This is a genomic window from Blautia sp. HCP3S3_B11 (assembly GCF_052064435.1).
In the GTDB taxonomy this organism is placed as follows: domain Bacteria; phylum Bacillota; class Clostridia; order Lachnospirales; family Lachnospiraceae; genus Blautia_A.
Genome location: NZ_JBQHVP010000024.1, coordinates 24,438 through 45,440, shown reverse-complemented (window position 1 = coordinate 45,440; position 21,003 = coordinate 24,438). Strand labels below are relative to the sequence as shown.

25 protein-coding genes are annotated in these 21,003 nt (G+C 38.2%); 23 read left to right on the top strand and 2 right to left on the bottom strand.

What is annotated here, in order from left to right; genetic code table 11:
- The first annotated feature begins 15 nt into the window (after positions 1-15).
- The 6 genes from ACTNC0_RS16185 (at position 16) to ACTNC0_RS16160 (ending at position 4,575) form a co-directional block, all read left to right on the top strand.
- Positions 16-747, top strand: coding sequence for a metallophosphoesterase (locus ACTNC0_RS16185; protein WP_441088194.1), 732 nt, complete (start codon positions 16-18; stop codon positions 745-747).
- 124 nt (positions 748-871) lie between these two features.
- On the top strand, positions 872-1,288 hold the full coding sequence (locus ACTNC0_RS16180; RefSeq protein WP_441088193.1) for a hypothetical protein: 417 nt from the start codon (positions 872-874) through the stop codon (positions 1,286-1,288).
- 29 nt (positions 1,289-1,317) lie between these two features.
- Complete coding sequence (locus ACTNC0_RS16175; protein WP_441088192.1) at positions 1,318-1,605, top strand: acylphosphatase; 288 nt, start codon at positions 1,318-1,320, stop codon at positions 1,603-1,605.
- A gap of 70 nt (positions 1,606-1,675) precedes the next feature.
- Positions 1,676-3,145 (top strand): PcfJ domain-containing protein, encoded by a 1,470-nt coding sequence (locus tag ACTNC0_RS16170; RefSeq protein ID WP_441088191.1) that lies wholly within the window; start codon positions 1,676-1,678, stop codon positions 3,143-3,145.
- A gap of 150 nt (positions 3,146-3,295) precedes the next feature.
- On the top strand, positions 3,296-3,547 hold the full coding sequence (locus tag ACTNC0_RS16165; RefSeq protein WP_441088190.1) for a hypothetical protein: 252 nt from the start codon (positions 3,296-3,298) through the stop codon (positions 3,545-3,547).
- 134 nt (positions 3,548-3,681) lie between these two features.
- A complete protein-coding gene (locus ACTNC0_RS16160) occupies positions 3,682-4,575 on the top strand; it encodes a TatD family hydrolase (RefSeq protein ID WP_441088189.1) in 894 nt (297 codons plus the stop codon).
- A 149-nt stretch (positions 4,576-4,724) separates the two neighbouring features.
- On the opposite strand, the gene ACTNC0_RS16155 is transcribed toward ACTNC0_RS16160, so the two are convergent.
- Positions 4,725-4,934 (bottom strand): DUF6219 family protein, encoded by a 210-nt coding sequence (locus tag ACTNC0_RS16155; RefSeq protein WP_441088188.1) that lies wholly within the window; start codon positions 4,932-4,934, stop codon positions 4,725-4,727.
- A 79-nt stretch (positions 4,935-5,013) separates the two neighbouring features.
- Positions 5,014-5,217 (bottom strand): hypothetical protein, encoded by a 204-nt coding sequence (locus tag ACTNC0_RS16150; RefSeq protein WP_441088187.1) that lies wholly within the window; start codon positions 5,215-5,217, stop codon positions 5,014-5,016.
- Between the two features lie 134 nt (positions 5,218-5,351).
- Here ACTNC0_RS16150 and ACTNC0_RS16145 point away from each other — a divergent pair, with 134 nt between their 5' ends.
- The 17 genes from ACTNC0_RS16145 to lepB all read left to right on the top strand — a co-directional run bounded on the left by ACTNC0_RS16145 (position 5,352) and on the right by lepB (position 20,951).
- Positions 5,352-5,663, top strand: a complete 312-nt coding sequence (locus tag ACTNC0_RS16145) for an ABC transporter permease subunit (protein WP_441088186.1) — start codon at positions 5,352-5,354, stop codon at positions 5,661-5,663.
- Positions 5,660-6,178, top strand: coding sequence for an ABC transporter permease subunit (locus ACTNC0_RS16140; RefSeq protein ID WP_441088185.1), 519 nt, complete (start codon positions 5,660-5,662; stop codon positions 6,176-6,178). Before ACTNC0_RS16145 ends, ACTNC0_RS16140 begins: the two co-directional genes overlap by 4 nt.
- Positions 6,178-7,119 carry an ABC transporter permease gene (locus ACTNC0_RS16135; protein WP_441088184.1) on the top strand — a complete coding sequence of 314 codons (942 nt, stop codon included), beginning with the start codon at positions 6,178-6,180 and terminating at the stop codon, positions 7,117-7,119. Before ACTNC0_RS16140 ends, ACTNC0_RS16135 begins: the two co-directional genes overlap by 1 nt.
- A gap of 185 nt (positions 7,120-7,304) precedes the next feature.
- A complete protein-coding gene (gene udp, locus ACTNC0_RS16130) occupies positions 7,305-8,084 on the top strand; it encodes a uridine phosphorylase (protein WP_441088183.1) in 780 nt (259 codons plus the stop codon).
- Positions 8,085-8,158: 74 nt separating this feature from the next.
- Entirely contained in the window at positions 8,159-8,824 is a 666-nt protein-coding gene (gene deoC / locus ACTNC0_RS16125; RefSeq protein WP_441088182.1) for a deoxyribose-phosphate aldolase, read from the top strand.
- Positions 8,825-9,005: 181 nt separating this feature from the next.
- Positions 9,006-9,434 carry a cytidine deaminase gene (gene cdd, locus ACTNC0_RS16120; protein WP_441088181.1) on the top strand — a complete coding sequence of 143 codons (429 nt, stop codon included), beginning with the start codon at positions 9,006-9,008 and terminating at the stop codon, positions 9,432-9,434.
- A 56-nt stretch (positions 9,435-9,490) separates the two neighbouring features.
- Positions 9,491-10,477 (top strand): adenosine deaminase, encoded by a 987-nt coding sequence (gene add, locus ACTNC0_RS16115; protein WP_441088180.1) that lies wholly within the window; start codon positions 9,491-9,493, stop codon positions 10,475-10,477.
- An 11-nt stretch (positions 10,478-10,488) separates the two neighbouring features.
- On the top strand, positions 10,489-11,679 hold the full coding sequence (locus ACTNC0_RS16110; protein ID WP_441088179.1) for a phosphopentomutase: 1,191 nt from the start codon (positions 10,489-10,491) through the stop codon (positions 11,677-11,679).
- A 32-nt stretch (positions 11,680-11,711) separates the two neighbouring features.
- The gene (locus ACTNC0_RS16105) at positions 11,712-11,966 is read left to right on the top strand and encodes a hypothetical protein (RefSeq protein WP_441088178.1); all 255 of its coding nucleotides are present in this window, start codon (positions 11,712-11,714) and stop codon (positions 11,964-11,966) included.
- Complete coding sequence (locus ACTNC0_RS16100; protein ID WP_441088177.1) at positions 11,963-12,445, top strand: Crp/Fnr family transcriptional regulator; 483 nt, start codon at positions 11,963-11,965, stop codon at positions 12,443-12,445. The genes ACTNC0_RS16105 and ACTNC0_RS16100 overlap by 4 nt, the downstream gene beginning before the upstream one ends.
- 133 nt (positions 12,446-12,578) lie before the next feature.
- A complete protein-coding gene (locus tag ACTNC0_RS16095; protein WP_441088176.1) occupies positions 12,579-13,313 on the top strand; it encodes a purine-nucleoside phosphorylase in 735 nt (244 codons plus the stop codon).
- 199 nt (positions 13,314-13,512) lie between these two features.
- Positions 13,513-13,995 carry a LeuD/DmdB family oxidoreductase small subunit gene (locus tag ACTNC0_RS16090; protein ID WP_117676595.1) on the top strand — a complete coding sequence of 161 codons (483 nt, stop codon included), beginning with the start codon at positions 13,513-13,515 and terminating at the stop codon, positions 13,993-13,995.
- 1 nt (position 13,996) lies between these two features.
- A complete protein-coding gene (locus ACTNC0_RS16085) occupies positions 13,997-15,247 on the top strand; it encodes a 3-isopropylmalate dehydratase large subunit (RefSeq protein ID WP_441088175.1) in 1,251 nt (416 codons plus the stop codon).
- Between the two features lie 100 nt (positions 15,248-15,347).
- Positions 15,348-15,839 (top strand): LeuD/DmdB family oxidoreductase small subunit, encoded by a 492-nt coding sequence (locus ACTNC0_RS16080; protein ID WP_117676597.1) that lies wholly within the window; start codon positions 15,348-15,350, stop codon positions 15,837-15,839.
- Between the two features lie 17 nt (positions 15,840-15,856).
- A complete protein-coding gene (locus ACTNC0_RS16075; protein WP_441088174.1) occupies positions 15,857-17,104 on the top strand; it encodes a 3-isopropylmalate dehydratase large subunit in 1,248 nt (415 codons plus the stop codon).
- Between the two features lie 1,450 nt (positions 17,105-18,554).
- A complete protein-coding gene (locus ACTNC0_RS16070; RefSeq protein WP_441088173.1) occupies positions 18,555-20,114 on the top strand; it encodes an aminotransferase class I/II-fold pyridoxal phosphate-dependent enzyme in 1,560 nt (519 codons plus the stop codon).
- A 267-nt stretch (positions 20,115-20,381) separates the two neighbouring features.
- Positions 20,382-20,951, top strand: a complete 570-nt coding sequence (lepB, locus tag ACTNC0_RS16065; protein ID WP_441088172.1) for a signal peptidase I — start codon at positions 20,382-20,384, stop codon at positions 20,949-20,951.
- The last annotated feature ends 52 nt before the right edge of the window (positions 20,952-21,003 follow it).

Here is a 21,003-nt window from a genome sequence, read left to right as displayed (position 1 = left end):
AAGAAGGTGCTTTGAATGAAAGTATTGGTTATGGGAGACTGCCATTTAAAACCTTGGATGTTTAAACGTGCGGAAGAACTAATGGAAGAATATGAGATTGAAGTGTTAGTTTTTATTGGAGATTTGGTGGATGATTGGAAGAAACAGTATTCAATTGAAACATATATAGACACTATGGATGTAGCCATTGCTTTCTTTAAACACTATCCAAAGTCAATATATATTATTGGTAATCATGATATATCATATCTTTGGCAGCAACGCGAGACAGGGTATTCACCGATTGCAGGTAAAACTGTGATTGAAAAATTTAAAGAACTGAGCAATATTCTTCCTCAAAATAATCAACCAGTATTCATTAAATCCTTGGATAATTGCATTTTTTGTCATGGAGGACTTACAAGTTCCTTCGTTTATGATGTGATTAAAAGCTATAATCTGCCTGTTTCAGCCTATAACGATATAAGTAGCTTGAGTGATATCATAAATAAGATGGATGCAGCTCAGTTATGGCAAGACTCTAGCCCATTATGGTATCGTCCTCAATATTATAAAGCAAGGATGTATAAAGAAGAATCAGATTTTCTTCAAATTGTAGGACATACGCCAGTAAAAAAGATTTATCAAGAGGGTAATATCTTGTCCTGTGATGTGTTTTCTACAGAAAGTGATGGCAGAACAGCGATAGGATCAGAAGAGTTCGTATTGTTAGATACTGTAAGCCTTGATTGGAAGAGTGTGAAATAAATGCGTAGTAAACTTGTCTATATATCCGATATATTTCTTGATATGATGTCTGTGCGAAAGAAATCTTTGGAAAAAGTAGTGTAGTATGACCGGTATATAGGGATAGAAAGAGGGGAATACAACAGTGATGATGGAAACTCTGCCACGAAAAACATTGATTAATCAGATAAAAAAGACCATTGAAATAGCAAATGATAGAAGTCATGACGATCTCATAAATGGTTTGTCAGATTTATTAGTTTTGGTAGAAAGGTATGCTGAAGAAAAAGGAATTAAAGTGATCTGCGGAAATACAGATATTGACGAATTATTTCTCCCTTATCTTCGCATTTATTCTAATAAACGTATGTTGATGTTGGGAATGTTTGGTCCAGATACTTCCATTTTTGATGTATATAGAATGTTTGAATTACATAAATACATGAGCGAATTTCTTATATCAACAATACCTATGAATGAGTTCAAAAATCATTTAGTGTTCTATTGCATTCCTTTAGTTTCGTGCTATTCCGTACTTAAGGTGTTTGATCAAAGAGTATGATAATCAATTATTTCAGGAGGAGATTAGCTATGGGGAAGGAAAGAATAATTCGAAAACGAATGATTATTTGGGGAAATGTTCAAGGATGTGGTTTTCGCCGCATAATGTGTGATATGGCCGAACGGGTTGGAACCGCAGGTTGGGTTAGGAATAATTCAGGTAGCAGTGTGACAGTTGAGATACAGGGAACAGAGTGTCAAATTGAACAGACGTTAAAGTTGGTAGAAAACAGTAATGACTTGATTATAATTAGAAAAATCGATGTAGTGGATATTCCCGTAGAAATTGGTGATTCGGGATTTGGAATACGGAATTAATTAGATGGCAGGAGCAAATCATTTAAAGTAGGTAACCATTCTTGTAGATAATCAGATGGAAGGTATGTAAATGTTTTCTGTAAGAGCACTTGAAAGAGAAATGGATAAGAATTCAGAAGAAGTAAATTGCTTGGATTATAAGGAGTACCCGCTTGTTGATGAAATTGAATTTGTGCAAATGGAAAATATGTTTTATTTGTATGGCGAAAAAATACATATCTTTACTTATGTATCTCACAATTCCAGTTGCAAAGCCTATATAGAGATCTATGTATGGGAGCATGTGCCAAATTCATGTATTTACAAACGATTTATTATTTGTGAAGGCCATAGGCTGAAGATGGAGGATGAGAAAGAGTATTTTCATTATATTAATAAAGCAATGAATGAAGATGCAATTATGACTTCGGAACAGGAAATGGAGAACTTGTATAAATCCGTTAGCGAATGCTTTCCGTCGTGGAAATATTGTGATTATTCACAGAATAATCTTGCACAAGCATTATATCATTTGTATTTTGCAAGCCATAGAAGCGGAGTGCGAGAAATACTCTATAAGAGTCAGCTTGCGAACATTGCATATAATATCGAATTTATACCGGGATACAATATAATTGGAACATCACCGACCACAATATTAGATTTTGGATTACCATTAAAATTATTAAAAATACTAAATCAACCTCCGCTGCTTTGTAAATTATATTCTGAAAATACAATAGAAATTTGTCGTAAGGTATACGAGTTGTATTCAGACTATATCAATAAGGATCAAATTTCTTCAGCGCAATGGAGTTATTTGGAAATGCTTTATCGTAACGATGGTATTTTCGTAGGAAAGGGGTTTAATAGAGCACTTTATAATAAACTTGAGAAACAGGTGGGAGATGAAATTGTTTATAAGTATGGACGTTTTTTTGAGTTGAAAGATAAGATGCCGGAGATAAAAGTTCGTTTGCCAAGGCCGGAAAATGTCGAGGAAGAAATAAGGAGTCTGGCATTAGCCTATGAATATAAGATTGGTAAAACATACGAAAATACATTAATAAGAGAACGTTATAAAAATAGGTATTACGAGTACTGTGATAATGAATATGTTATAACAATGCCACAAGATGGAGTTGACATGTGCATAGAGGCAATCCACCAAAGAAATTGCCTGATGGATTATATTGAATTGCATGCTGCTGGAAATACAACTATTTTGTTTTTAAGGAGAAAAATGAATCCAGATGATTCTTTTGTAACTATTGAGGTGTCAAATAATGTGATATGTCAACTTTATGCAAAATATAATACATTGCCAGATAAAAAAGTATATATGTTCTTAGAAACATATTCAAAAATAAAAGGGCTTTATTACGATCCGTACAGTTTGATTTTTAATAGTTTAGATGAGACAGGAGATGAAATAGAAAAAGAATTATGGGAATACATAAATCAGTTTAAGAAAAGACATCGATTCACACTTTTTTCTTGTGAAAAAATCGAATATTATCAAATGACGATTTTTGATTTGGGAATAGAAATGCCGAATTAGGACATTTGTGAAATTAATGAGCGTATAAATGAAATTTGAAAATAAATTAGAACCCACCTGATGAGAATCTAATGGTAATTGATCGAAACAGCGTTAAGAAGACGGGCTGTCGTGGGAAACCACAAATAATTAATGCAGGAGGATTAAAAGATGAGTGATTGGGATGGAAAGTTTAATGGAACATATGATACGTCGAGATATGCCGATCAATCGCTGGAAAAGGATATTCTGGATGCTGGTCGTGGAGTGCGTGCATATGAAGGTCCTAATGGCGAATTGATTCGAGAGAGTGACACGAGAATTGATGTATGGGGACGTGGAGATGGAAAAGGACATTATGATCATTACTATTATAACGGGCCCGATGATTTTGGAAAAGCACCTGATGGTAGACATGATTAGCCCATCTGAAGAGAGTCAGGCGGTACCTGACCGAAACAGCGGTGACATAATAGTCCCGCTGTCATGGGAAACCGTATTAGAAAGAGAACAGTCGTAATTTGGATGAAAAGATAAAATGTAGAGGTAATCAAATAATGAGAGACAATAATTTGAGTGATAGTTGCTTATTAGATGACAGTTGCTATATCTTTGACACTCACGCACATTATTTTCATAAGTGTTTTGATAATATGCCTAATGAAATAAATAGGGAAGAATTGTTAAAAGCGATTTATAAATCTAATATCAAAAAATGTATCGTACCTGCAATTAATTATTGGACGAATTTCGAAATGAAAAGGTTATTTGATAAGCCAGAGTATAAGTGGATTTATTATGCACATGCTTCTCACCCTAAATATTTAAGAAAAGAAGTCCATGAATGGAATGAAGAACGGTGGAACGAGTATGCGGAATTGCTTAGTAGTCCAAAGTGTATTGCGGTTGGAGAAACAGGCCTGGATTATAGTTATTCAAGCTTTTGTTTAGAACATCAGGAGTTACAAAAAAAATTTTTTGAAATTTTTATTGACTATGCAAATAAATATCAACTTCCGGCAATACTTCATATTCGCTCTGGAGCGAAAAAAGAATTGGAATATAATAGATGTAATGTAGATGCTGACAAGGATGCTATTTCTATTTTCAAAAAACATCCGTTGGAATTTGGTGCTGTTTATCATTGCTTTGACGGTGATATTGCAAAAGCGAAGAGTTACTACGATATGGGAGTAAACTATTTTGGAATTGGCGGCAAAATATTTTATGAAGAGGAATTAGGGAAAGCGGTACGTTTCATGCCTGAAGAAAGCATTGTTCTTGAGACAGACGCTCCGTATATTAATCTACCAGAGAGAATAGGGCCGAATACATCAATTTCTTTATGGAATATTGCAGAGAAAGTAGCGTCTATTCGAGGAACTACAAAAGAAAGAATAATTGAATTAACAACTAAAAATTCAGAAAAGTTATTTCGCATAAGAGAGTAGATGTGTAAACAAATATTATATATCATATATATATTAAGAACAGATATGGAAACTTCCTGAGAGTGTGTATGAGAAGAGGGGGGGCGGGAGCCTGAAAGAGAAGAGCTCCTTATTCCCTCATATAATGGAATACTCCCCTATTCCCCTTATTATTCCGCAGCTTCTTTAGCTACGATTTCTTTAGTTTTTCCGGATTTGCCAGAAATCATTTTATGACCTGAGTAAATGGCCATAGTCATGCAGATTAGTGAACTGAATGCAAAATATTTATGAGCTGATTTCATATCCTTATAGCCAGTGTAGCAAGTTCCGATCATGGAAACCAGCGCACCGATGGACCAGTATTTATGTGCTTTCATGGAAATGCCTCCCTTAATGGTTGGACTGTTTAGAACTATATTACATCCTTTCAGATAATTTGCAAATAGAAAATTTTGGTTAGTACGTAACAATCATCTGCATTAGCTTCTTATAAAATTCATTTCTATCGTAGTAAATTTTTTCCAATTCTTTTTCTGTAAACAGTGCATAGGCGCTATCAGGAACAGCTGTTAATCCATCACAGGTAAATGGTATACGCCGCCCACCTCTGAAAATGGCTGCTTCCCAGTACTTTTTTCTAAAATATTTAATTATTCCCATGTAGTACCACCTCTTTCCCATATTTGTTATTGATGTTCTGGCAAGTAAAATACTTCCGTCTTTACTATATTATCATCAAAATCCATTTCTACATAATAATCTCGGACAAAATATGCCCTCCAGCCGGACAGTATGTGATAGGAGCAGGAGCATCTCTGTGCTTTGCATTGAAATTCGGAATGCCGTGGTATATATGTTTGATTGTGGCTGTTGTGCTGGCGGCATTGGCAGGTGGACTTTCCGGATTCCTGAAAGCATATTTTAACGTAAATGAAGTTATTTCCTGTATCATGCTTAACTGGATTTCACTGTATGGAATAAATATGCTGCTTTCGCAGGTAAAAGCAGAGTCCACACCATATACCATTGATCTTTCAAGTGGAAATAAAAGTGCGCTCATGCCGAATGCCGGTCTTGATCAGCTTTTTCCGGAAACAAATTTGTGACTATTGGATTACCAATTGCAGTGATTATGGCAGTTGTTGTATGGGTTGTTCTTGAAAAAACCAAATTTGGTTTCGAGTTAAAAGCAACCGGAATGAACAAAAATGCCGCAAAATATTGTGGTGTGAAAGAAAAGAGGAACACTATTGTAACAATGATGATCGCCGGAGGTCTGTCAGGCCTTGGAGATGCAGTTTTCTACCCGAGTGGCATTGAAACCTGGATGGTACAGCAGACAACCGTTCCGGGAATGGGATTTAATGGAATCGCAGCAGCATTCCTTGGCGGTCTGAATCCGATTGGTACAATCTTTTCTTCTTATTTCATCCAGCACATTACGAGTGGTGGAAGCTATGTAGACAAAACAATGTACTGTACACAGATCTCTGATCTGATCTCAGCATTTATCATTTACCGTTGCGGATTTGTATTCTTCTTTAAACTTTGGCTTAATCGTTATCTGGATAAAAGAGACGAGAAGACAGCCGCAAAACAGGCGAAAGGAGGAGAAAAATAATGGTTTTATTACTCCAGTATACATTAATATTTGCATCTGTTCTGATTCTGGTAGCACTTGGCGGCTGTTTTTCTGAACATAGTGGTGTTGTAAATATCGGTCTTGAGGGAATCATGGTTATGGGAGCTCTCGGAGGAGCTTTGATGATGAAATATATTCCGTCAACTATGGCGACACCTCTGGTGATTCTGGTAGTAATCTTTGGCAGTGTGATCGTAGGAATGGTATTTTCTCTTTTTCTTGGTGTTGCGGCAATTCATTTTAATGCAGATCAGACACTTGTAGGTACAGCATTGAATCTGCTTGGACCGGCAGCAGCAGTAGTAATTGTAAGAACTATCAATATGTCAGAAAGTATTGATAATGTTTCTTCAACAGTTGCGTACAAAGAAGCAAAAAAAGCATTTCTTGTAAACATTGGGAAGTTCGAATTTAGCTGGTTTATGCTTTTGGCATTGCTGATTCTTGTCGCATCATATATCATATTATATAAGACTAAGTTTGGTCTCCGTCTTATGGCATGTGGTGAGCATCCGCAGGCAGCAGACTCCGTAGGAATTAACGTTTACAAAATGCGATATGCAGGTGTTTTGATTTCTGGAGTATTGGGCGGACTTGGCGGACTGGTTTATATTACAGCCGGTGTCAGTGAATGGAAATTTGAGAATGGTGTTGCGGGATTTGGATTCCTTGCACTTGCAGTTATGATCTTTGGTCAGTGGAAACCGGTGAATATCGGACTTGCAGCACTTCTGTTTGGTCTGTTCCGTGCACTTTCAAATGTTTATACAGGATTTGACGTACTGGTAGCATTAAAGCTTCCAAGTACCTTATACAATATGTTTCCGTATATTATTTCGCTGATTGTTCTTGTATTTGTGTCAAAGAATTCCAGAGCACCGAAAGCAGAGGGTATCCCGTACGATAAAGGACAGAGATAAAGCCGTGGAAGCGTATAAAATAAATACGAATGGAAGTAAATAGTGAAAAATGTTTCACGTGAAAAATTGAATTGTAGCTGTTTGGTATTTTTTCAGTTTGGGTTAAAAACAATAAGAATTATCTTATCACAGGATAGAAAATTACTGAACAGTTACGAAAAAACTTTAGTAAGGATGGAAAGACCATGAAAAATTATTCAGAAGACGCAAGTAGACAGTATCATATTCAGGTGGCAAAAGGCGAAGTAGGACGTTATGTGATCCTGCCGGGAGATCCCAAAAGATGTGCCAAAATTGCACAGTATTTTGATGATCCGGTGCTGATCGCGGATAACCGGGAATATGTTACATACACAGGAACACTCGACGGTGTAAAGGTAAGTGTAACATCAACAGGAATTGGTGGGCCATCCGCATCCATAGCAATGGAAGAACTGTACCGTTGCGGTGCAGATACATTTGTGAGAATTGGTACATGCGGAGGAATGCAGCCGGAAGTAAAGAGTGGTGATGTAGTGATTGCCACAGGTGTAGTCCGTATGGAAGGAACTACCAGAGAATATGCGCCAATCGAATATCCTGCGGTAGCAAATCTTGATGTGATTAATGCTCTTGTAGGGGCTGCAAAAGAAAAAGGTTTCCCGTGTCATACAGGCGTTGTGCAGTGTAAAGACGCATTCTACGGTCAGCATGAGCCGGAAGAAATGCCTGTAAGCTATGAACTTATCAATAAATGGGAGGCATGGAAACGTATGGGATGCCTTGCATCCGAAATGGAATCCGCAGCTCTCTTTATCGTAGCCGGAAAGCTTCGTGTAAGAGCAGGTTCCTGTTTCATGGTAGTAGCAAATCAGGAGAGAGAGAAACTTGGTCTGGAGAATCCGGTAGTTCACGACACAGATATGGCTATTCGTGTAGCTGTAGAGGCCATAAGAAAAATGATTAAAGAAGATCAGACTAAATAGCAGCTGGTGAGTATGAATGAATAATCGCAACGAGCGGAACTGGCAGTGACAGAAAGAAAAGAGGATAAGTAAAAATGGAAATTAAAGAAATCTTAAAACATGTAGATCATACATTACTTCTTCAACCATCCACATGGGAAGAAATTAAGCAGATTTGTGATGATGCAATGAAATATGGAACCGCATCTGTATGTATTCCTCCATGTTATGTAAAAGAAGCAGCAGAATACATGAACGGAAAAATGGCAGTATGCACAGTTATTGGCTTCCCAAATGGAAATACAACAACAGCAACGAAAGAATTTGAGACCAAAGATGCCATTGCAAACGGTGCATCGGAAATTGATATGGTAATTAACATCGGATGGTTAAAAGATAAGAAATATGATCTGATTGAGAACGAGATCAGAACTCTCAAAGCAGCATGCGGAGAAAAAAATCTCAAAGTTATCATTGAGACCTGCTTCCTCACTACAGAAGAGAAAATCAAAATGTGTGAGATCGTAACAGCGGCGGGAGCTGATTATATCAAAACGTCAACAGGATTTGGCGGTGGCGGAGCAACATTTGAAGACATCGAACTGTTTTCCAAACACGTTGGACCAAATGTAAAAATGAAAGCAGCAGGTGGTATTTCTTCTCTGGATGATGCTGAGAAATTTCTTTCTCTGGGTGCAGACAGACTGGGAACGAGCAGAATCATTAAGATTGTAAAGAATGAAGAAGCAACTGGTTATTGATTTAACCGAATCAAGTAAGTTCCCTGCGGAGGTTGCGAAGAGCAATAAACTGCGAAGCAGTTATTCGGTGTAGAGCCACGTAGCGGAAGCGGATTGCGAATATCCGATTGACATAATAATTACGCAAGGTAAGTATTTGATAATGAAAAATAAAGACAGTAATTAACGGGAGGTGTAGATTATGCAGAATTTAGACAAAACGATGATTGATAAATTAATCGGGACAGCAATTGAACAGTTGAAATTTTCTTATGCACCATATTCCAATTTTAAAGTTGGCGCAGCACTGCTTGCGAAGAATGGAGAAATCTATACAGGGTGTAATATTGAAAATGCAGCATACACACCTACTAACTGCGCTGAGAGAACTGCGTTCTTTAAGGCTGTAAGCGAGGGGATAAAGGAATTTGATGCGATTTGCATTGTTGGCGGAAAAGGCGGTGTTTTGACCGAATACGCGGCTCCATGCGGTGTGTGCCGACAGGTAATGATGGAATTTTGTAACCCGGAGGCGTTTAAGATTGTTTTGGCAGTGGATAAGGAACATTATGATATTTATACCCTGAAAGAGCTGCTGCCACTGGGATTCGGTCCAATGAACCTGGCATAAAGCCTTTTTCCAAACACTTACTAAAGTATATACGAAATACGAAATGGAGAAACATCATGACACAGGAACAACTGATCGCATTACCCAAGATAGAATTGCACTGCCATCTGGATGGGGCACTCAGTCGTGAATATATAGAAAAGCGTCTGGGAAGAGAAGTACACCAGGAGGAACTGAGTGTATCAGATGACTGTACCAGTCTTGCACAATATCTGGAAAAATTCACATTGCCGGGACAATGCATTATGGATGAAAAAGGGCTGGAAGAAGCCGGATATGATGTGTTGAGAGGCATGAGCAGAGAAAACGTTTGTTATGCAGAAATTCGCTTTGCACCTTTGCTGTCAGTGACAGAAGAGATGAATTGCAACAGAGTTATTGAAGCACTACTGAAAGGTCTGGAACGGGGAAGAGATGATTTTGGCATAGAATTTGGTGTGATCACCTGCGCTATGAGACATCACAGTGAAGAAGAAAACAGCAGAATGATAATGACTGCCCGCGAATATCTGGGCTTCGGCGTATGTGCTGCAGATCTTGCAGGTGCAGAAGCATCATATCCCATGACTGAATTTATGAATCTATTTTACAATACACATAAAATCGGAATGCCATTTACAATTCATGCAGGGGAATGTGGAAATGCGCAGAATATTATAGATGCAGTAAATATCGGAGCGGGCAGAATCGGTCATGGAATTGCAATGAGAGGAAACAAAGAACTCCAGCATAAGCTGGCAGCCAGAGGAATCGGCATCGAAATGTGCCCGATCAGCAATTTACAGACAAAAGCTGTACAGAGTACAGCAGAATATCCGCTCAGAGAATTCCTTGACGCAGGTCTGAAAGTTACTATCAATACAGATAACAGAACTGTCAGCAACACAACATTAACAAAAGAACTGGAATTTGTTCAAAAACAATACGGAATCCGGGATGAGGAGGTCCTGCTTCTGATGAGAAATGCAGTAGATGCGGTCTTTGCAGGAGAAGCTGTAAAAGAAAGGCTGTACCGGAGTATAACAGCAAAATATAAGAGATGAGATAAGAAAACATGAAAAATTATGAAAGAATTTTTGTAATTGTACTTGATTCTCTGGGAATCGGGGCAATGCCGGATTCAGCAAATTTTGGTGACACGGGGGTAGATACTTTTGGACATATTCTTGAGAAAATGGGTTCTCTTGAAATTCCAAATCTTGCAAAATTAGGAATGCTGAATCTCCATTCGGCAGGAAATATGACAGGCGTGGAAAGCCCGGCCGGACGTTATATGTGTCTGAGTGAAGCAAGCAATGGTAAGGACACTATGACCGGACACTGGGAAATGATGGGAATCAAGACTGAGAAACCATTCAAAACTTTTACAGAGACAGGTTTTCCACCAGAACTGATTGCTGAACTGGAGAAACAGTGCGGTAAAAAGGTTATCGGAAACAGAAGTGCGAGTGGAACAGAGATTATCGAGGAACTGGGAGAAGAGGAAATTGAAACAGGCGCAATGATCGTCTACACATCTGCAGACTCTGTACTTCAGATCTGCGGAAATGAAGAAACATTTGATCTTCAGAATCTGTATCGCTGCTGCGAGATCGCCAGAGAGATTACATTGAGGGACGAATGGAGAGTTGGAAGAGTTATTGCAAGACCATATGTAGGAAAGAAAAAAGGCGAATTTAAACGTACAAGCAACCGTCATGATTATGCCCTGAAACCTACAGGACTTACTGCTTTAAATGCGCTTAAGGATAAAGGCTTCGACGTGATCGGGGTAGGAAAGATCAACGATATTTTCTGCGGAGAGGGAATTACAGAGACACATCATTCTGACAGTTCTGTACATGGAATGGAGCAGACAATTGAAATCTGCAAAAAAGATTTCAAAGGATTGTGTTTTGTTAACCTCGTAGACTTCGACGCATTATGGGGACACAGAAGAAATGTAGAAGGATATGGGAAAGAAATTGAAAAATTTGATAAGAATCTGGGCGTTCTGCTAGAGGAAATGAGAGAAAATGATCTGCTTATTATCACAGCGGATCATGGAAATGACCCGACTTATACAGGAACAGATCATACCAGAGAACATGTACCATTTATTGCTTACTCCAAGAGCATGAAAAACGGTGGTGAGATTAAGGACGAAGATACATTCGCTGTGATCGGAGCTTCCGTAGCAGATAACTTTGGCGTAGAAATGCCGGAGGGAACAATCGGACATTCTATTTTAAATGAATTAATGTAAATAACAGTTATAAAAATACAGAAGGTATAGGAATGCATATGAAGCACAAATATTTACATGACGCATTGCCGTTTCTGAAAGAAGTGGATAGAGAAAGACAAAAACAATTTGAATTTTATTTCCGCAATGCACCATTGTGGGTTATGGACTTGCTTCAGAGCGAAGAACTGGAGCCGGGGACCACTTTTATCAGAGAGAATGAACCGGCAGATACGATTTTTTTATTGGAAGGGGCAGAGCAAAAGCCACAGATTACCGAATTTCCGGAATTGCGTATGACTTTATGAAACCGAAGGATCTGATTGCACTGGGTGGAATGGAAGTAATCATGGAACTTGAAAATTATCAGACTACCTGGGAAACAGAGACGAAATGTATAGTTGTGAAATTGCCAAGAGCTAAATATGAAAAATGGATCTATGCAGATATAGATATTTTTCGACTGGAATCAAAGATTACATGTGAATCTCTGCTGGAAGAGAGTAGGAGAAACAGACTGTATCTTTTCCTTCAGGGAGCGGATCGTCTGGCGCTTCTTTTGGTAGAATGGTTTGAGAAATTCAACAAAAATGGACAGCTTTGCATCAACGAAAGCCGACAAAATATTGCTGATGAGACAGGACTTTGCCTGAAAAGTGTCAGCAGAGGAGTAAAGAAATTTGCTGGTGATGGACTGATCATTAAAAAAGGAAATCAGATATTGATTACTCAGGAGCAATATGAGGGACTTAGACAGATTGTCAATGATAATATGGATAGTTTCTGAAGCTGTAAAATGATGCAGAGATTGTTTCACATGACACATGTTTCGGCTGAGGGCGTTATACGCTAATCTTTTTATTAGCAAGTGTCAATCATAACAGAAAAAGAAAGAAGTAATAAAGGAGATTTAGCAGTAAATGAGTAAATTATATGAGAAATTGGAAACTTGCCTTGCAAGTGTACGCAAGAAAACAGATTTTAAACCGGAAGTAGCACTGATCCTGGGATCAGGACTTGGTGACTTTGCAGACGAGATCAAGATAGAGGCTACTGTTGATTATACAGATATCGAGGGCTTCCCGACTTCAACAGTAGCAGGGCACAAAGGCAGATTTGTATTTGGATATGTTGGGAGTGTTCCGGTAGTAATCATGCAGGGAAGAGTTCATTATTATGAAGGATATCCAATGACAGATGTTGTACTTCCAACAAGACTGATGGGAATGATGGGAGCAAAGAAACTCATTTTGACAAACGCAGCAGGCGGCGCAAACCCGGAATATAAGCCTGGAGACTTTATGATGATTACAGATCACATTACAACAGGAGTACCTAGTCCGCTGATTGGGGAGAATATCGATGAACTTGGTGCAAGATTTCCGGATATGAGCGAAGTATACAGCCTTCGTTTACAGGATGTGATCAGAAAATGCGCAGATAAATGTGGCGTTAAGCTTCAGGAGGGTGTATACGTTCAGTTTACAGGCCCGAACTATGAAACTCCGGCAGAAGTAAGACTGGCACAGAAATGGGGTGGAGATGCAGCAGGAATTTCCAAAGAAGAACTCAATCACAAAGAAGTTCAGGAAACAGCAGATCGCGTAGCGAAGTCATTTAAAGAGTTGATTACAGAAATTGTGACAAACATGTGATTTGATAAAATTGATAGAAGTAAAATTATTATGGTCTTTGCAGAAAAAAATGCAAAGGCCATTTTTGTAAAAGACGTTTTCAATCATTAGTCTTTTGTGCTAAAATAGGAAAAGAGTTTATCTGAATAAATCGCTAAAGCGAGATAAATGATAAAGACAAATCATAAAGATAAATGATACAGAAAGGAAAATGATTTTTATGGAAACAGGGACAATTTTCAAATTTCATAATGATCTGGATACAGACCAGATCATAGCATCACAGTATCTGCTACTTCCGAATCTGGATGAGATGAAAGGACATGCTTTTGAATCATTGGATCCGGATTTCTCAAAGAAAGTAAAATCTGGTGATTTTGTAGTAGGTGGAGAGAACTTTGGATGTGGTTCATCCAGAGAGCAGGCGCCTGGTGTATTAAAAGCATTGGGAGTACAGGCAGTTGTAGCGAAATCTTTTGCACGAATTTTTTACAGAAATTCAATCAATATTGGTTTGCCGGTAATTGTTTGTAAAGATCTTCCGGACGAAGTGAAAACAGGTGATCAGATGATTCTTCATATGTCAGAGGGAACGGTTGAAGCAAATGGAAAAACTTATTCTTGCACAAAACTTCCGGAGTATATGCAGAATATCTTAAATCAGGGCGGCCTGATCGCATCTCTGAATAAGGAGGAAAAATAAGATGGGAATGACAATTGCAGAAAAGATTATTGCTGCGGCAGCCGGTGTTGACAGCGTAAAACCGGGAGATATCCATACAGTTAAACTTGACCGTCTAATGAGTAATGATGGAACAACACATCTTACCGTTGATATGTACCGCAATAAATTAAAAAATCCGCATATTGCAGATCCAGGCAAACTTGTGTTTGTCGTGGACCATAATGTACCTTCAGACAGCCCGAAAACGGCTGCTTCTCAGAAGAAAATGAGAGATTTTGCGAAAGAAAATAATATTGACTTCTGGGAAGGAAAGGGAGTTTGCCATCAGGTTATGATCGAGAACTATGTTCGTCCAGGTGAACTGATCTTTGGTGCAGACAGTCATACCTGCTCTTATGGAGCGCTGGGAGCATTCGGAACAGGTGTAGGCTGCACAGATTTCCTGTATGGTATGGTTACAGGAACATCATGGGTTCTGGTACCTGAAAGTGTAAAATTCAATCTTATCGGAAAACTTCCGGAAGGAGTTTATGCGAGAGATTTAATCCTCACTATTATCGGTGAAATCGGAGCAAATGGATGTAATTATCAGGCTATGGAGTTTACAGGGGAAGGCGCAAAAACACTCAGCATCAGTGATCGTATGGCGCTTTGCAACATGGCAGTAGAAGCCGGAGCTAAGACTGGTATTTTCGAAGCAGATGAGAAAGCGATTGAGTATCTGAAAGAACATGGACGTGAGCCAAAAGCTATCTATCACAGTGATCCGGATGCCGTTTACGCAAGAGAATATACATTTGATTTATCAAAAGTTCGTCCTGTAGTTGCCAAACCGGACTTTGTAGATAATGTAGTTCCGGCAGAAGAAACATGTGGAATTGAAATTAATGAAGCTTTCCTTGGCTCCTGTAACAATGGACGTATTGAAGATCTTCGTGTCGGGGCAGAAATCATCAAAGGCAAGAAGGTGGCTGAGGGCGTCAGATTCCTCGTTGTGCCTGCAAGCCAGACTATTTACCGTCAGGCATTAAAAGAAGGCCTTCTGGATGTGTTTATGGACGCTGGAGCCATTGTTATGAACCCGAACTGCAGTGTATGCTGGGGAAGCTGCCAGGGTGTTATCGGCGAAAATGAAGTCCTGATCAGTACAGGAACACGTAATTTCAAAGGACGTGCAGGACATCCAAGTTCAAAAGTATATCTGGGTTCAGCTGCAACTGTTACAGCATCTGCTATTGCCGGAAAGATTGCGTTAGCAAGTGAAGTATAAAATGTTTCACGTGAAACTTATAATAAATATGATTTTAGGGACAAAAGGTCTTTTGCCCCTGATATCATAAATATGCAGATAGAAATAAAGAGGTAAGATTATGGAAAAATTTACAGGAAAGGTATGGGTACTGGATGATGATATTGATACAGATATCATTATTCCTACAGAGTATCTGGCACTGAAAACAATTGACGATATGAAACAGTATGGATTCAGTCCTCTGCGTCCGGAACTGGCAGGTCAGATTCAGAAAGGTGACATTATTGTTGCCGGAAAGAACTTTGGATGCGGATCTTCCAGAGAACAGGCACCGGAAATTATCAAAGCACTGGGAATTCAGTGCGTAATTGCGAAGTCCTTTGCACGAATTTTCTTCAGAAATTCCATTAACAATGGTCTTTTATTAATTGAGCAGCCAGATATTCATGATGATATCAAAGAAGGCGATGAAGTAACTGTAGTAATGAATGAACACGTAGATTATAACGGAAAACAGTATCCAATCGCTTCTCTTCCGGAGAATCTGATGAGTATTATCCAGGCAGGCGGACTTGTAAAAGCCATGCGTAAATTAAACGGACTGGATTAATGAGAAAGGAGAAGTAAATGGGCGAGACAGTTATTGAGAAAATCATAAGAAATAATGTTGGAAAAACAGTAAAGCCAGGAGACATCGTAACGGTCAATGTAGACAGAGTTATGATTCATGACATATTTATTCCATTCGTAGCGGAAAAGTTCGAGGAAATGGGCTTTACGAAGCTCTGGGATCCAGATAAAGTTGTCCTTATCTATGATCATCTGGTTCCTGCAAGTCAGTTAGATGATACAAGGCATTTCCATGCAGGAGATGCTTTTGCAAAAAAATATGGCATGAAAAATGTTCACAGAAGTGACGGAATCTGTCATCAGTTAATGACAGAAGCAGGCTATGTAAAACCAGGAAATATTGTATTTGGTACAGACAGCCATACAACTACTTATGGTTGTGTTGGTGCATTTTCTTCAGGTATCGGATATACAGAAATGGCAAGTATCCTGGGAACAGGAACGATGTGGATCAAGGTTCCGGAGACCATCAAAGTAGTAATTGACGGAGAACTTCCGGAGAATGTTATGTCAAAAGACATTATTCTGCGTCTGATCGGTGATCTGGGAGCTGATGGCGCAACTTACAGAGCGCTTGAGTTTACTGGCAGTACAGTGAAAAACATGACAGTTGCAAGCCGTATGACAATGGCTAACATGGCAATTGAAGCAGGTGCTAAATGTGCATTATTTACACCGGATGAAAAGACAGCAGAATATTGCGAGATAGAGTTAAATGATTTCCAGAAAAGCCTTTCAGGAGACACAGATGCAACATATATGAAGACGATTACATATCGCGCAGAAGACTTTGTGCCTGTTATGGCATGTCCTTCTCAGGTAGACAAGATCAGAGATGTAAGTGACCTTGAAGGAACGGAAATTGATCAGGTATTCATTGGTTCCTGCACAAACGGTCGTCTGGAGGACCTTAAAGCCGCTGCAGAGGTCTTAAAAGGCAAGAAGGTAGCAAAATATGTAAAACTGATCGTAACGCCTGCAAGCCGCAAAATATACCGTCAGGCGATAGATATGGGAATTATGGATGTACTTGCAGAGGCAGGAGCTATTATCACACATCCTGGATGCGGATTATGTTGTGGTCGTACAGGAGGAATTCTTACAGACGGAGAACGCGTAGTAGCCACAAATAACAGAAACTTCCTTGGCCGTATGGGAACATCAAAAGTAGAAATTTATCTGGCATCTCCAAAAACAGCAGCAGCTTGTGCTGTGGCAGGTAAAATTGTAAAACCTGAGTATTAAAAGGATTATAAACAGGATAGGAAATATTTACAGTACAATAAATAGTGCTACAATATACTTTGAACACTGAGATTGAGTGAATTTAACCGAATCAAGTAAGTCCCCTGCTTCAATTGCGAAGAGCAATAAGCAGTGGGTGGGGACTTGCTTGTATCAGGAGGGGTACAAGCCCCTCCTGATAAACTGCGAAGCAGTTATTCGGTTATGAGCAAGTAGCGGAAGCGGATTGCGAATATCCGATTGACAAGATATAAGCATAATAATTTACAGTACCGAATAAAAATTAAATATGAGATGTGTAGTTATTATGTGACTGACATCAAAGAAATCCCTTGCTTATTGTTTTATACAGAGCAGGGGATTTTTTTAATGTGATTTTATGTAATAGAAATCCCCAATAAATTTCCTGGTACAGCGAAAATTAAGTCTCTGCTATATTGACGCAGAATGATTTCTTCAGCTGCAAGGCGGAGGAATGAGGCGTAGCGGTGGCTACGGCGATTGACGACAACGTCGCAGATGAAAAATCAGACAAGTCAATATAGCAGTTACTTAATATTCGCTGTACTATTACATAAAATCACATCAAAAAGTCCTATCAGGTGGGAGCACGTTGCGGCAGAAAGCGAATGCTGCTTACAGGGGTTCATCGAAGGCGAAGAATCCTATAGGTAGAATTCTTTTGGGATGAAGAATATAAAAAGTCACTTCGGAATCATTAAAATAAGAATAAAAATATAGGATATAAGATAAAAATTAGCAAAATTGAACCGTATTAAGCGTGATAATAAGGGTATTTTGAATAAATAGCGAAATAAATGGGAAAATAAGCTGAACCATGCTTGAACTTTAAAATTGAACATGAGTGAACCATTAACTAAAACATGAAGAAAAGTTCAGAATAAGTTCAAATATTGGTTCAATAAATAAAATGAACTAATTGAACTAATATTTAAACATGTTAATAAAATGTTCAATATAGTTCAAAATAAACTTAAACTACAAATTGAACTGAAAGTAGGGGCCAATTGAATTACAAAAAAATGTGAAAGTTATCGTTGAATTTTTAGTTCAATTATAGTATAATGACAAAGTAAAAACCGCGTAATCTTGCGGGTTCCAAAATGAACAGAACATATGGCTGCACAACATAAAAAAGTGAACTATGTTGAACTTATTTGGACATATTTTTAAAATAATAATAGTTTTTACGAAGAGTGATAAAAGTTTCTGGGGGAAGATATATTTTGGTTCTATATATAATATATGGAAAGATATGAAAATTATTACTTCTAATTTGACAAAATCAAGGAAGTCCCCCTGCCTTGATTGCGAATATCCTTTGACTTTATTGAATCAAGTAAGTAGTAAAGCTGATGATTTTATTTGTTTGATTATAGTAAAATAAACAATATTATGCGTTGAGAAGTAAGCTGGGAGGTAATTTTATATGAATAATAAATTTGCTGAACGATTGAAGATAGCAATGGAACAGAAAAATATGAAGCAGATTGATCTGGTTAAGACGGCAGCTGAGCAGGGTGTAAAGCTTGGAAAGAGCCATGTAAGCCAGTATTTGAGTGGAAAAACAACTCCAAGATCAGAAATTCTTCATTTTCTTGCAAATACATTACAGGTAGATGCCGATTGGTTAAAAGGAAATGATGTAACAGTAGAAACATTAAAGAAAGAGACAAACGAGGCAGAGTTTCAGATGGAAAATATGAAATTTGATTATAACAATAATAATATGAAAGAAAATAATAATGAGGCAGTTGAGGAAGCACAGGTTCGTGAATTTAAGAAATCATCAAAATTAAACAATGTACTATATGACGTAAGAGGTCCTGTTGTAGAGGAGGCTGCACGTATGGAAGATGCAGGAACTCAGGTTTTGAAACTGAATATTGGAAATCCTGCACCGTTTGGATTCAGAACACCGGATGAAGTTATCTATGATATGAGACAGCAACTGACAGAATGTGAAGGTTATTCTCCGGCAAAAGGTTTATTTTCTGCTAGAAAAGCAATCATGCAGTACGCTCAGCTGAAAAAACTTCCTAATATATCAATCGAAGATATTTATACAGGAAATGGAGTCAGCGAGTTAATAAATCTTAGTATGTCAGCTTTGTTAGACAATGGAGATGAGATTTTAATTCCGTCTCCGGATTATCCGTTATGGACAGCATGTGCTACTCTGGCAGGAGGAAAAGCTGTACATTACATCTGCGATGAGCAGGCAGAATGGTATCCGGATATGGATGATATAAGAAGAAAGATTACCAGCAGAACGAAAGCAATTGTTATTATCAACCCAAATAATCCAACAGGTGCATTATATCCAAGAGAAGTATTGCAGCAGATTGTTGATATTGCCAGAGAACATCATCTGATTATTTTCTCTGATGAAATTTATGACCGCCTGGTAATGGATGATGCAGAACATATTTCTATTGCATCAATGGCTCCGGATTTATTCTGTGTTACTTTTAGTGGATTATCAAAATCACATATGATTGCCGGATTTAGAATTGGATGGATGATTCTTAGCGGTAATAAAGCAATTGCAAAAGATTATATAGAAGGTATCAAGATGCTTTCAAATATGAGACTTTGTTCTAATGTACCGGCACAGTCCATTGTTCAGACTGCATTAGGAGGACATCAGAGTGTAGAAAGTTATATTGTTCCAGGTGGACGTATTTATGAGCAGAGGGAGTATATTTACAATGCGCTGACAGATATTCCGGGAATTACTGCTGTTAAACCCAAGGCAGCATTTTATATGTTCCCTAAGATTGATACAAAGAAATTCAATATTGTAAATGATGAAAAATTTGCATTGGATCTGTTAAAAGAGAAGAAAATCCTGCTTGTACATGGTGGTGGATTTAACTGGCAGCAGCCGGATCACTTCAGGGTAGTTTATTTACCGAGAATAGAGGTTTTAAAAGAAGCAGCAGGAAAAATCAGAGATTTCCTGGAACATTATCAGCAGGAGATTTAACAAAATATCCGTTTGACTAAAAATGAGTGTATGTTTCACGTGAAACATACGCTCATTTTTTATGATAGAAAATCCTTAAAAAGATAATGTTTCACGTGAAACATGAACGGCAAATTTTATAAAAAATTAAGTGGTGAATATGGAACAGATGTGATAAACTATATCCAATGCATCGTTTGCAAAACAGCTATTACATATTTAAAGATAATAAATGTTATATTATCGATAAATGATGCAATAGCATGAATTTTGGAGGTACGACGGAAGATGGAAAATGAAGAAAAAAGCCAGGCAGAGCAGGAGAACAAAGGTCAGTCTGTCTGGAAAGATTTATGGGACTATGCAAAGATTATTCTCTTTGTCTTTGTTATAGCATTCCTGTTAGGACACTTTGTATATATCAATGCAAGAGTGCCGTCAGGATCTATGGAACAGACAATTATGACAGGAGACAGGGTATTTGGTAATCGCCTTGCATATAAGACGAAGGATCCGGAGAGATTTGATATTGTAATATTTAAATATCCGGATGATCCATCTCTGCTTTTTGTAAAAAGAGTAATTGGCCTGCCTGGTGAAACGGTAAATATTGTGGATGGAAAAGTTTACATCAATGATTCGGAAGAACCATTAGATGACAGCTTTTGCCCGGAAACACCAGAGGGAAGCTTTGGACCGTATACGGTTCCTGATGGTTGTTATTTCATGTTGGGAGATAACAGAAATCATAGTATGGACTCAAGATACTGGCAGAATACATTTGTAGAGAAAGATGCGATAGTGGCAGAAGTAGCAGTTCGTTACTGGCCGCTAAACAAAATAGGAACGGTTGATTAGGCAATAGCATGAAAGTCGAAAAAAGACTGTTAAGATTAACTGATTTCTCCAA